This is a genomic window from Levilactobacillus suantsaii (assembly GCF_004115745.1).
Lineage (GTDB): Bacteria > Bacillota > Bacilli > Lactobacillales > Lactobacillaceae > Levilactobacillus > Levilactobacillus suantsaii.
On record NZ_QXIL01000004.1, the window covers coordinates 40,286 to 52,374 of the forward strand.

Annotated in this window: 12 protein-coding genes; 1 reads left to right on the forward strand and 11 read right to left on the reverse strand. The window is 53.6% G+C overall.

The genetic code is table 11. The features are described 5' to 3' along the window. Positions 1–10 precede the first annotated feature (10 nt). The 6 genes from rnc to DXH47_RS03105 form a co-directional block, all read right to left on the reverse strand. The gene (gene rnc / locus DXH47_RS03080; RefSeq protein WP_129031619.1) at positions 11–709 is read right to left on the reverse strand and encodes a ribonuclease III; all 699 of its coding nucleotides are present in this window, start codon (positions 707–709) and stop codon (positions 11–13) included. A 75-nt stretch (positions 710–784) separates the two neighbouring features. Beyond that, positions 785–1,036 (reverse strand): acyl carrier protein, encoded by a 252-nt coding sequence (gene acpP, locus DXH47_RS03085; RefSeq protein ID WP_129031620.1) that lies wholly within the window; start codon positions 1,034–1,036, stop codon positions 785–787. Between the two features lie 75 nt (positions 1,037–1,111). Then, complete coding sequence (gene plsX / locus DXH47_RS03090) at positions 1,112–2,146, reverse strand: phosphate acyltransferase PlsX (RefSeq protein WP_129031621.1); 1,035 nt, start codon at positions 2,144–2,146, stop codon at positions 1,112–1,114. A gap of 18 nt (positions 2,147–2,164) precedes the next feature. Next, positions 2,165–4,198 (reverse strand): ATP-dependent DNA helicase RecG, encoded by a 2,034-nt coding sequence (gene recG, locus DXH47_RS03095; protein WP_129031622.1) that lies wholly within the window; start codon positions 4,196–4,198, stop codon positions 2,165–2,167. 73 nt (positions 4,199–4,271) lie between these two features. Further along, the gene (locus DXH47_RS03100) at positions 4,272–5,984 is read right to left on the reverse strand and encodes a DAK2 domain-containing protein (RefSeq protein ID WP_129031623.1); all 1,713 of its coding nucleotides are present in this window, start codon (positions 5,982–5,984) and stop codon (positions 4,272–4,274) included. Positions 5,985–6,020: 36 nt separating this feature from the next. Then, positions 6,021–6,383 carry an Asp23/Gls24 family envelope stress response protein gene (locus DXH47_RS03105; RefSeq protein WP_129031624.1) on the reverse strand — a complete coding sequence of 121 codons (363 nt, stop codon included), beginning with the start codon at positions 6,381–6,383 and terminating at the stop codon, positions 6,021–6,023. Positions 6,384–6,618: 235 nt separating this feature from the next. Here DXH47_RS03105 and rpmB point away from each other — a divergent pair, with 235 nt between their 5' ends. Then, complete coding sequence (gene rpmB / locus DXH47_RS03110; RefSeq protein WP_129031625.1) at positions 6,619–6,804, forward strand: 50S ribosomal protein L28; 186 nt, start codon at positions 6,619–6,621, stop codon at positions 6,802–6,804. A 180-nt stretch (positions 6,805–6,984) separates the two neighbouring features. Here the strand turns inward: rpmB and DXH47_RS03115 are convergent, their stop codons facing one another. From DXH47_RS03115 to DXH47_RS03135, 5 genes are all read right to left on the reverse strand, one after another. Next, entirely contained in the window at positions 6,985–7,656 is a 672-nt protein-coding gene (locus DXH47_RS03115; protein WP_129031626.1) for a thiamine diphosphokinase, read from the reverse strand. Then, positions 7,656–8,309: a ribulose-phosphate 3-epimerase gene (rpe, locus tag DXH47_RS03120; RefSeq protein ID WP_129031627.1), complete on the reverse strand. Its 654-nt coding sequence runs from the start codon at positions 8,307–8,309 to the stop codon at positions 7,656–7,658. The genes DXH47_RS03115 and rpe overlap by 1 nt, the downstream gene beginning before the upstream one ends. Positions 8,310–8,321: 12 nt before the next feature. After that, positions 8,322–9,215 carry a ribosome small subunit-dependent GTPase A gene (gene rsgA, locus DXH47_RS03125; protein ID WP_129031628.1) on the reverse strand — a complete coding sequence of 298 codons (894 nt, stop codon included), beginning with the start codon at positions 9,213–9,215 and terminating at the stop codon, positions 8,322–8,324. Positions 9,216–9,290: 75 nt separating this feature from the next. Next, positions 9,291–11,339, reverse strand: a complete 2,049-nt coding sequence (gene pknB / locus DXH47_RS03130) for a Stk1 family PASTA domain-containing Ser/Thr kinase (protein WP_129031629.1) — start codon at positions 11,337–11,339, stop codon at positions 9,291–9,293. Next, positions 11,339–12,085: a Stp1/IreP family PP2C-type Ser/Thr phosphatase gene (locus DXH47_RS03135; RefSeq protein ID WP_129031630.1), complete on the reverse strand. Its 747-nt coding sequence runs from the start codon at positions 12,083–12,085 to the stop codon at positions 11,339–11,341. The genes pknB and DXH47_RS03135 overlap by 1 nt, the downstream gene beginning before the upstream one ends. Between the last annotated feature and the right edge of the window lie 4 nt (positions 12,086–12,089).

Genomic DNA, 12,089 nt, shown 5'->3' on the forward strand with positions numbered 1-12,089 from the left:
TGACCCATCCTTATTCTTCAGCTTTTAAATTTTCCAGGGCGTGGCGCGCCGCGTTTTGTTCCGCATGCTTCTTGGAGTGCCCGGTTCCCTTACCTAACAGCTTGTCGTCCACGTACACGGCGACTTGAAAGGCCAAGTCATTATCCGGCCCCTCTTCGTTGAGTAGGCGGTAGTCGATATCCACGCTCCCATTTTTTTGGACCAATTCTTGCAGTTCCGTCTTGTGGTCGAAGAATTCATCGAAGCGACCTTCGTCCAACTTGGGAAAGACTACCTGGGTCACGAACTTAACGACGCTATCGAGACCCTGGTCGAGATATAGCGCTCCAATGAAGGATTCGAAGATATCACAAAGCAGTGAATCTCGCTGCCGGGCTTGAGCCTTTTCCTCACCCTTACCCAACCGAATGTATTGGTCAAAGTGACACTCACGCGCAAAACTGGCAAAACTATTCTCGTTGACCATTGCGGCCCGTAAGCGGGTCAAACGCCCCTGCGGCATTTGCGGGTAACGCCGATAAATGTAGTTCGATACCACCAATTGCATGACGGCATCGCCTAAAAATTCGATTCGTTCATAAAATTTCAATCCCTGGTTAGGGTGCTCATTCACGTACGAGGCCTGGGTAAAAGCCTCGTCGAGTAACGCTTGGTTCTTGATGTATATTCCAAAATTGTCCGCTAATTCCTGGTTTAATCCAGATATCACGTCACATTCCTCGTTTCTTTCGTTTAAATTGAAAAAGCCCGGGACGAAAGGTTGCGGCCCGGACTCGCTCAGTAACTATTTTTGTTGCTCTTGATGGGCGACGATGTAGTCGACCACTTCACCAATGGTGGTGAGTTTCTCGGCATCTTCGTCGGAAATCTCCGCCCCAAACGTATCTTCTAACTCTAGGACAAACTCAACGAAATCAATTGAATCGGCATCTAAGTCCTGCTTGAAATTCAATTGGTCGTTGATCTGGTCCCGGTCAAATTCGAAGCGATCCGCAATAATATCCGCAATCTTATCAAAAATCTCTGCTTTTGTCATGTCCAATCCCTCGCTCACAGTATTCAAATAGTAGTCTAACCGTTTTTAACGGCCTTGTCTAGCAGATTCTAGGTCTTACTTCAGAGTCTCTTTGATGGTCGCCATCTGTTCGGCGTGTTGGTCAAAATAGCTACCCAATTGTTGCACGCTTTGGGCCTTCAATAACTCCCGAATCTGGCCGATGGTGTTCTTGACGGTCGGTGCCTTGGTCGACCCGTGAGTCTTGACCACCGGCGCCTTGAGGCCTAATAAAACGGCCCCGCCATATTGCGAGTAATCCATGGCCGCCTTGACGTTATGAAAGACCGGCCGCAAAAGCCCAGCCCCAATTTTACCACCCAGACCGCCGCTCATGATCTCACCCTTGATGAGTTTGAGCATCGACAATGCCGTCCCTTCGATGGCCTTAAGCGTGGCGTTGCCGGTAAAGCCGTCGGTTACGACCACGTCGGCCGCCCCGTTTAACAGTTCGCGTGACTCCACGTTACCGACGAAGTTCAATTCTGGCATCTGGGCCAATGCATCATGAATCGCCCGGTGATCTTGATCACCCTTATCGGCTTCGGTCCCGTTGTTCAACAGGCCGATGCGCGGATTATCGACGTGCATCACGCTTTGGGCGTAGTACTGCCCCATGACAGCATACTGAATCACGCTGAAGGGTTTAGTGTCGGCGTTAGCACCGACATCCAGCATCACGAAGCTCGACTGGTCGAGCTTGCGTAGGACCGGCAGCGTCGTGGTCAAGCCGGGACGTTCCACGCCCTTGATGCGGCCCACGATCAACAGGCCCGCCGTTAAGACGGCCCCGGTGTTCCCAGCCGAAAAGAAGGCGTCGGCTTGGCCTTCCTTGACCGCTGTCGCAGCCAAGACGATGCTGGAGTTTTTCTTCCGCCGAACCGCCCGGACGGGTTCATCGCCCATGGCGATAACCTCCGGGGCGTCGACTAAGGTGATACGGGTCTGGTCCTGTAAGAGTGGTTGGACCTTAGTCTTTTGCCCGTACAGCAAGAATTCTAAATCCGAATAGGCGTCGCGGGCTAACTCGACACCCTTGACGATTTCGTCGGGGGCGTAGTCGCCCCCCATGGCGTCAACGGCAATTTTCATGAACTTTCGTCTCCTTCATTAATCCATGGTTGTAGGTTGGTGCGCCGTGGTGGTCAAAAAGGCCGCCACGGCTAAATTAGCGGGTTGTTCCGCCCAGTTGGGTTCGGTCACCACGACCTTAGCCACCTGCTGGGCCACGCTGAGTACGTTAATGTCGGCCACGGGGTCACCGACCTTGAAGTCGGGCACCCCGGACTGCTTGCGGCCCAACACATCACCGGGCCCGCGCAATTCCAGATCCCGTTGTGACAGCACGAAGCCGTCGGTGGTCGTGGTCATCGTGGTCATCCGTTCGATGGCCAGTTGGTTCTTCGGGTCGGCTACTAAGATACACTGCGAGGCCTTTTGTCCCCGACCGACCCGGCCACGGAGCTGGTGCAACTGCGCCAGCCCAAAGTGGTCAGCGTCGTAAATCAGCATCAACGTGGCGTTGGGCACGTCGACACCGACCTCGATGACGGTCGTCGCCACTAACACCTGAAACTCATTGGCCTTAAAGGCCGCCATAATGGCATTTTTTTCATCATTTTTCATCCGACCGTGGAGCAAGCCCACCCGGTAGGTCGGCTCGAACTCCGCTTGGAACCGTTGGTAAATCGCCTGGGCGTTCTTCATGTCGACCGCTTCAGATTCTTCGATCAGCGGCGTGACCACGTAGGCCTGCGACCCGGCGGCCAGTTGCGTCTTGACTTCTTGGAGCATATTGGCTTCCTGGTTACTACGAATCCAGGTGGTCTTGATGGGCTGTCGGCCGGCCGGTAATTCGTTGATTATCGACACATCCATTTCGCCATACGCCGTAATCGCCAACGTCCGGGGAATCGGTGTCGCCGTCATCGCTAGAATGTCGGGCTGGGCCCCCTTCTGGCGTAACGCTTGGCGCTGGTTGACCCCGAAGCGGTGTTGCTCGTCGATGACCGCCAAGCCTAAATGACGGTAGTGCACGTCTGGTTGAATCAAGGCGTGGGTGCCAACGATCAGGTTGACCTCACCGTTCGCAATCTGGGGCAAGAGCACTTTGCGGGCCGCCGGTTTGGTCGCTCCGGTCAGTAGCGCCACGTTGACTGGAAAATCGGCGAACAGGCGCGCCAAATTATTGGCGTGCTGCTCGGCTAAGATTTCCGTGGGGGCCATCAAAACGGTCTGAACGCCCGCCGTCATGGCGGCGTACATCGCGATGGCCGCCACTACCGTCTTCCCGCTCCCCACATCGCCTTGCAGCAACCGGTTCATGTGGACCGGCCGTTTCAGGTCGAAGCAGATCTCGTTGACCACTTTTTTCTGCGCGCCGGTCAGTTCATAAGGCAAACTAGTGATAAACGCCCGCAACTGGGCTAAATCATAGGTTAATTCCTGGCCATACAGCGTATGGTCCTGTTGCTTCATAATCTGCAAACGCAACTCGAACAAGAAAAATTCCTCGAATTTTGCCGTGCGCCGAGCTGCTTTGGCCGCCACGGCGTCGGCCGGGAAATGCATGTCGTGAATCATCTGTTGACGATGCAACAAGCGGTACTTGACCCGGACAGGCTCCGGAATCAAATCGACGATGGTCGGGGCATAAGCATCGTAGGCGGCCACCACCAATTTCTTAATGGTGGCTTGGCGAATCTCCTTATTGGCCGGGTAGATCGACCCCATCGCCCCGTTGGCACTGCTTAACAGCTTCATGCCAGATAAGCTTTGCCGTTTGGCGTCAAAGCGCCCGTACACCACTAAGTCGTGGCCAACTTCCATCTGGTCTCGCAACCAGGGCTGGTTGAAGAACGTCACGGGGATAATCTGGTGATCGTCTAAAAGCAACTGGAAATTCAACCGGCTCTTCTTACGACCGAAACGGGTCACGACCGGTTCCGCAGCGACAGTTCCTTTCAAGGTCACCTTGGCCTGATCGGTCAACTCACTGGGATCTTTGGCCTGCAGATCTTCATAACGGAAGGGAAAGTAGGTCAACAGGTCGTTGATGTTTTCAATGGCCAGTTCCTTTAGGGCAGTCACTCGCTTGGGGCCCACCCCGCTCAGGGCACTCACCGAATCATTTAAACTCACCATGCTGCGTCACCTCCCACTTCCTATGATAAAAAAGATTGGACACGCGTGTCCAATCTTTTTTAGTGCCAACTGATTATTCCACCGAAATCAAGAATGGGTAAACCGGTTGGTCACCTTCATGAACTTCCGTTTCGAGGTCGCCATCGAGGTCGGCGATTTGTTGCTGTAATTGGTCCGCAACGTCTGCCGTGGTGTCGGCACCGTAAATAATCGTGACGATTTCACTATCGTCATCCAACATGGCCTTAACCATCGCCACAGTCGTCTTTAACAGGTCCGTATCCGTAGCCTTGATGGTCCCGTCCACGATCCCCATGTAATTGCCTTCCTTGATGGTCAAACCATCCAGTTCGGTATCGCGAATCGCGTGCGTGACCTGACCACTCTTGACCGTGCTCAGGTTATCTTCCATCGCGGATTGGTTATCATCCAATTCAGCATCCGGATTATAACCCAACATCGCCGTCATTCCTTGCGAAATGGACTTGGCGTGCACGATCACCGTCGGAATGTCCGCCACATCGGCAGCCTGTTCCGCGGCTAAGAAAATGTTTTTGTTGTTGGGTAAGACGATGGCGCGCTTAGCCTTCGAGGCGTTGATAGCGTCCACGATGTCTTGAGTGCTTGGGTTCATGGTTTGGCCCCCTTGCACTACGTGGGTTACCCCTAAGCTCTTGAAGAGCGTGGCTAACCCATCCCCGGCAACAATGGCGATAATCGCCGTATCCGAGGCCGGCTGTTCCGCCGTAGCCACGGGCGCGGCCGCTGCCGTAGCGGCTGCGGCCGGTTGTTCGTCGTCATCTTTTTCCATGATGGTCTCTTGTTGCATCCGCATGTTGTCGACTTTGACCTTAGCCAAGTCACCATACTCCTGCCCCCAAGCAATGACCTTGCCCGGGTGTTCCGTATGCACGTGGACCTTCACGATTTCATCGTCGTTGACCACCAAAAGAGAATCCCCGAGGTCGGCGAGGTACTTGTAAAAGGTATCGTAATCGAATTTATGGTCGACCTGCTTGCCGCGACCAATGCGCACCATGATTTCGGTACAGTAACCGTACTTGATGCTGGCCGGGTCTAATTTACCTTGGGCACTTTGGTGGTGGGCAGCGTTGATCATTTCATCCATCTCGGCATCGTCGGGTTGGTAATCATCGTTCTCCGCCACGCGGCCGTTCAACGAATCATCGAAGGCGCGCAATACGAAGGTCAGCCCTTGACCACCAGAGTCGACCACGCCGACCTGCTTTAAGACCGGTAAGAGGTCTGGTGTCGTCGCCAAGGCATCAGCAGCAGCCTTGTTGACCGCATCCATCACGACCAACACGTCGTCGGTCTGCTTAGCGGCGTCTAACCCGGCTTGAGCCCCTTCACGTACGACCGTCAAGATCGTACCTTCGGTAGGCTTCATGACCGCTTTATAGGCCGTTTCTGCCCCGGCGGCAAAGCCGTCAGCGAGGTCCTGGGCCGTTAACGTGGTCTTCTTAGCGAGCTTACGCGAAAAGCCGCGGAAGATCTGGGATAAGATCACCCCTGAATTTCCCCGGGCCCCCATGAGCAGACCCTTAGCTAAGGCTGTTGCTAAGTCGCCCACGGCGGTACTTTCGGCATCACGTTCGTACTTGGCCCCACTGGCCAGTGACAGGCTCATGTTCGTCCCAGTATCCCCATCGGGAACGGGAAAAACGTTTAATGAATTAATAAAATCTGCATTTTGGTTTAGTTTTTGCGAGGCGGCCTGAACCATCTTACCAAACTCAAGATTAGTAATCTCTGTTACTTTCAACTAAGTATCCTCCTTGACTTTCGGTCGTCCGGTTGGCTAATCCGCCAATACCCGCACTCCTTGGATAACAACGTTCACTGAATTGGCGGTAACGCCGAGCATTGTTTCCAGGTTGTACTTTACCTTGGATTGAACGTTACGTGACACTTCGGAAATCTTGGTGCCATAGCTAACGATCACGTAGACGTCAATGGCCACGCCGTTGTCCTCTTGGCGAACAACGACGCCACGTGCATAGTTCTCACGACGCAGGATGTCATTTACGTTATCCCGAATCTGGTTCTTGCTTGCCATGCCCACGACACCATAATTGTCAGTCGCGGCGCCCCCAACTACGGTCGCAATCACTTCATTGGTAATATCAATTGTTCCGTACTGAGTCTTAATCTTTACGGCCATGGAAATAGCCTCCTTGTCAAAGAATAGAATCTTAACAGAAATTAATCTTACCACAACCAACCGAAAAATAGAAATAGGAACACTAAAAACCACGGGGTAGCGGTAATTAACTGTCAAGTAATAATCCTTGAAAGAAAAGATTGCGTTCGGGAAAGTTCTATGGTAAATTAGTCAGGTGAGCAAAAAGCATCTGCTTTTTTTAAAAGTAATAAATCCACAAAGGAGGGTTTACGCCATGGCAAAAGATTTTCTGAATGGTAAGCGGACACGCTTCGGTAACAAGCGTTCCCACGCCTTGAACGCATCTCGTCGTGCTTGGAAGCCGAACTTGCAAAAGGTTCGCATCTTAGTGGACGGTAAGCCAAAAAAGGTTTGGGTCTCTGCCCGGACTCTGAAATCAGGTAAGGTAACCCGCGTTTAAGTTAAACACGGTTTATAACACGAATGCATGTTTAACTGGTCACGTGATCGGCAAACATGCATTTTTTGTCACTTAAAATTAACGAAAAAAGTCGTGAGCCGCCCCCAAACGGGACGCTCACGACTTTATTTTTTGCTCTTAGCTAGGCTGCTGGCCCCCAAACACGGCCCCCTGTGAGCTTTAACCGTGCCGCGACTCATAGGCGTCACAACTTTGAATCACGCACAATAGTCCGGTATCGAACTGAAAACTCCCTGTCTCGCCGACAAACTCGTTACTGGCGAAGGAAATCGCGTACGGAATGGGTTCATCGTGCAACTCGTATTTTTCGTCGGTCAAACTCAAATGGTCGATCGGCGTTAACGGGATAAACGCCAGGTACTGTTTATCGGCTTCCTTATGGATCGTGTACTGCCCTGGTAAAAAGTACGAGATGGTGTTTTGCTTATCGATCAAGCGAATCCGGCTGGCATAGGTCTTGTACTGCGGTTCCAAGACCAAAAACAGGTTAGCCAGGAAATGGTCCAAGCGACCACCCGTGGCCCCGTAAATGTCAACTCGGTCAGCATGGTAGTCACGAAAAGCGACCATGACGGCCATCTGGGTGTCCGTAAAATCCTTTTCCGCTTGCGCCGACCGCACGTCCTTAACGTTGCGGCGAACCTGCTGGAGCTCCGTGGGCTGTAGAGAATCAAAGTCACCGATTGCCGCCACGGGCTGAATATGGTGTTCGATCAACCGTAAGGTCCCCCGATCGACCCCAATCCAAGTCCCAGGAATCTGGGTCAGATCAGCGGGCCAATTGGCCTTAGGACCCCCTACTAACAGATTAAACGTTCCCCCCCGTAACATTACTTAGTCGCGTCCTTTAAGGCTTGGACCCGAGCAGCCGGGTCATCGGCGTTGAAGACGTACGAGCCGGCAACGGCCACCGTGGCCCCCGCTTTGGCACAGTCGACAACGGTCTGGTCGTTGACCCCACCGTCGATTTCGATATCGAAGTTATACCCTTTTTCGCGCTTGATAGCGTCTAATTGGGCGATTTTTTCCACGGTACTTGGCAGGAACTTCTGGCCGCCAAACCCAGGGTTGACCGTCATGACCAGCACTTGGCCGACCATGTCTAAGACCGGTTCAATAGCGCTGACTGGCGTGCCTGGGTTAATCACGACTTCCGGGGTGACCCCGGCGTTTTGAATCATCTGTAAGGCCCGGTGAATGTGCGGCGTGGCTTCGACGTGGACCCCGATGATGTCAGCACCGGCCTGAGCAAAATCGTCCACGAACCGTTCTGGGTTTTGGACCATCATATGAACATCTAAGACCATCTTGGTGATTGGCCGAATGGCTTTGACCCAACCGGGACCGTAAGACAAGGCGGGCACGAACTGACCGTCCATGATGTCGATGTGTAAGACTTCGGCACCGGCTTGGTCGACCTTTTCGATGTCTGGCTGTAAGTTGACATAATCTGCACTTAAAATGGATGGCGCTACTTTAATCATAAATTCTCTTCCTCATTTCTTCTTATGGTAAACAGGTTTTTGGTTCTTTAACAACGTCACTAATTGTAAATAGGTCGCGTACCGACTCTGCAGGACGGTTCCCGCGTCGACGGCGGCTTTGACCGCACAATTCGGTTCGTTGATGTGCACGCAGCCCCGAAAACGACACTGCGGGGCTAAGGCCGCAAATTCCGGAAAATATTGCCCCAGTTCGCGGTAGTCCAGCGTTAACGTGTCGTACGACGAGAAGCCGGGGGTATCGGCCACTAACCCGCCGGCAACGGGCATCAGACTGACCTTACGCGTCGTATGACGGCCCCGGTTCAAGGCCGTCGAGATTTCCCCCGTGGCAAGTTTCAAGTCGGGGGCGATGTGGTTCAATAACGTCGACTTGCCGGCCCCCGTTTGCCCCATGATCACGGACACGCGGTCCTTGAGCAACTCACGCAATTGGGCTAAGCCCGTCTGTTCAAAAGGTTGTGCCGTGAGGATGACTGGGTAACCAATTTCTCGGTAGCCGGCCGCCAAAGTCTCAAATTTGGCGATTTCTGCCGGCGTAATCAAATCGGTCTTGGTAAAGTAGATGACCGGCGCAATCTGACTAATCTCTAAGGCAATCAACTGCCGGTCCAAGAGGTTAGTCGAAAAGTCCGGCGCCTTGACCGCCGTGACCACGATACCTTGGTCGACGTTGGCGACCGGTGGCCGGGTCAACGCGTTGTGCCGGGGTAAAATCTTTAAGATGTACCCTTCTTTGGGCGTCTCGCTTTCAAATTCCACTCTGTCACCCACCAACGGCGTGATGCGCTTCTTGCGAAAATTGCCCCGGGCGCGGGTTCGGTACAGTGTGCCATCACTAAACACATCGTAAAAGCCGCTTAACGATTGGCGAATCTGTCCTTCCATCGATGCACCTCCTTCATAAAAAAGCTCAGTCCCCTTATATTATAAAAGAACTGAGCTTTAAATGCAGGTTTTTTCTTAATTTTTCGTGACGTGTTTGTCTTCGGCAATCACGCTACCATTACGCACAATCTTATAAGCCCCGGGCTTTCCGCTGGTCAGGGTGAACGGTAAGGTCACCGTGGTGTCATCGGTAATGGTCAGTTGTTTATAAATTGAACTGTCCTGGTGGTCCTGATCCTTTAAGTAAATTTGGATCAAGTTCTCGCTGGCTGATGACACGGATGAAGAACTACTCTCATCACTGTCGTCATCGTCATCATCATCGTCCGAGCTACTCGAGCTGGTGACACTGCTATCAAATGGGATTTTGACCTTCACGTTGAACTGGTCGGTCTCCGATGCCTGTTCTTCGGGCCCGCGTGACAGAGTCAACGTGATCTCATCACCCTCTTGAACCACGGCCCCTTCCCCCGGCGATTGCCGGATGACCTTGCCCTTGGCCACATCGTTTGAATAGGCGTAGCTAAAGGCCAGGTTCAGGTTGTGGCTTACCGCATAATCTTGGGCTTGGGCCTTGGTCTTGGCGGTCAAGTCACTGAGCGTCACGGTCTGCGACCCAGTCGACACGGTAAAAGTCAACGTGACGTTTTTGGGTACCACGCGCTTCCCCGCACTCACACTTTGTTGCATGATTCGACCGGCCGGCACACTGGTCGAGTGGACCGACTCACGGTTCACTCGGAACCCCAAGGCTTGTAGCTTCGCAGCTGTACTGGCATAAGCATCCCCCTGGTAATTCGCCAGTTTATACTTCTGCGGTCCCGTGCTGACCCAGAGGTCGACCTTAGTGTTTTGCTTGAGCTGGGTCCCGGACCGCGGCTCCGTGCGTACGATATGGTGCCGTTTGATCTTAGCACTGGTCGTTTGGTGGATTTTCCCTAGTTTCAAGTGAGCCGCCTTCAACGTGGTCTGTGCACTCGCCGTTTGGCGGTCAATCACGTTCGGCACGCTGGTCATCTGGGGCCGGAACAACGCGACCCCAATGAGAATTCCCACCAAGAGGAAGAAGAGGGTCACCGCGACCCAAATCAATCGGTACCGCAATGGGTGGCGTTTCTTGTAGCGCACCTTACCCGCAACATCGCTCGTGGGTGGGTCGCTGGCTGCCGTCGCTGCGGAAGCCGCAGAATCGGCGGCAGAAGCCGAATTGTTCGCCGTAAGACTACTCAACGCACTGACGGGGAGCACCTTGGTCTCGCCGCCATCATCCGACTGGGGCGTAAACCGGGCTTCACCCGCCCGGTCCGGTGACAACGTCGTCTGTAAGTCACTGGCCATCGCAGCCACGTCGGCGTAGCGGTCTTCGGGGCGCTTAGCCGTAGCCTGATAGATCACGTTTTCTAACGCTTGAGGAATGGTCGAATCCACGGCGCGCACGGACGGAATGTCAGCTTGGAAGTGCTTCAACGCAATCGAGACCGCCGTCTCCCCCTCAAAGGGTACCGTCCCGGTCAGCATTTCGTACAAAATAATCCCCAATGAATAAATGTCCGACTGTTTCGTCGCCATCCCCCCGCGGGCCTGTTCTGGTGACAGGTAGTGCACCGAACCTAGGACCGTGTTGGTCTGGGTCAGACTGTGTTCGGACAAAGTCACCGCGATACCAAAATCAGTGATTTTGGCCACTTGTTGGTCATCAATCAAAATGTTTTGGGGTTTCAAATCCCGGTGAATGATGCCGTGTGCGTGCGCCGTTTGGACCGCACTTAAAATCTGTTCCATGATTTGGATCACGTCAGCATGGGCGATGGGAAAGTGCGTCTTGATATAGGCCTTGAGGTCCATCCCTTTGACGTACTCCATAACCAAATACTGCATGCCATTCTCTTCGCCCACGTCATAGACTTGCACGATGTTAGGATGTAACAGTTCGGTGGCTGCCAACGCCTCACGTTGGAAGCGCCGGATGGTGTTCGGATCATCACGGAGATCCAAGCGTAAGAGCTTCACGGACACGTCACGGTCTAAAATCAAATCGTGAGCCAAATACACGTTGGCCATGCCACCCTCGCCCAGCGCCCGTAAAATTCGATAACGCCCGTTTAGGGTATACCCGGTCCGCATCAGCTCGCCACCTTCCCCGTGCGGTTCACCACGATGAGAACGGTAATGTTGTCCAGCCCCCCAGCCGCGTTGGCTAGGGTTACCAGCTCGTCACACTTTTGGGCTTCGGTCTGGTCACGAAGCAGGACCGTCTTGATCTGGTCGTCACTGACCATGTTGGTCAACCCGTCGGTACACAGCAATAGTTGGTCGTCGGTCACCAACGGATACACGTTCAAATCAAAGTTGGCGTCGGTCGAAATGCCTAATGACCGCACGATAATGTTCTTTTGCGGGTGATGGCGGGCCGCCTGACGGCTAATCTCGCCACGTTTGACCAACTCATTGACCAGCGAATGGTCTTCGGTCAATTGGCGTAAGTGACTCTCGCGCAGCAAGTAAGCTCGGGAATCCCCGATACTGGCCACCACGACTGCCGTCGGAAAGTACACCGCCGCCACCAGGGTGGTCCCCATGCCGCTTAAATCGGCAAACTGGGCCGACTTTTCGATGATGGACCGGTTCTCGGCCGTAATCTGGTTGCTCAGCCAATCTTCGGCGGCCTGGGTACTGGACCACTCAGTCGCCTCAAAATCGTGGCCTAAGTGCGAAACGGCCATGGCGCTGGCCACATCGCCCCCCTGATGGCCGCCGATGCCGTCCGCAATCAATGCGAGGTGTTGCCCCGCCTGGTTGGTGAACACATCCACGTAATCTTCATTATCGGCCCGTTGCTTGCCAATGGCCGTTCGATAAGCCACTTCCATTACT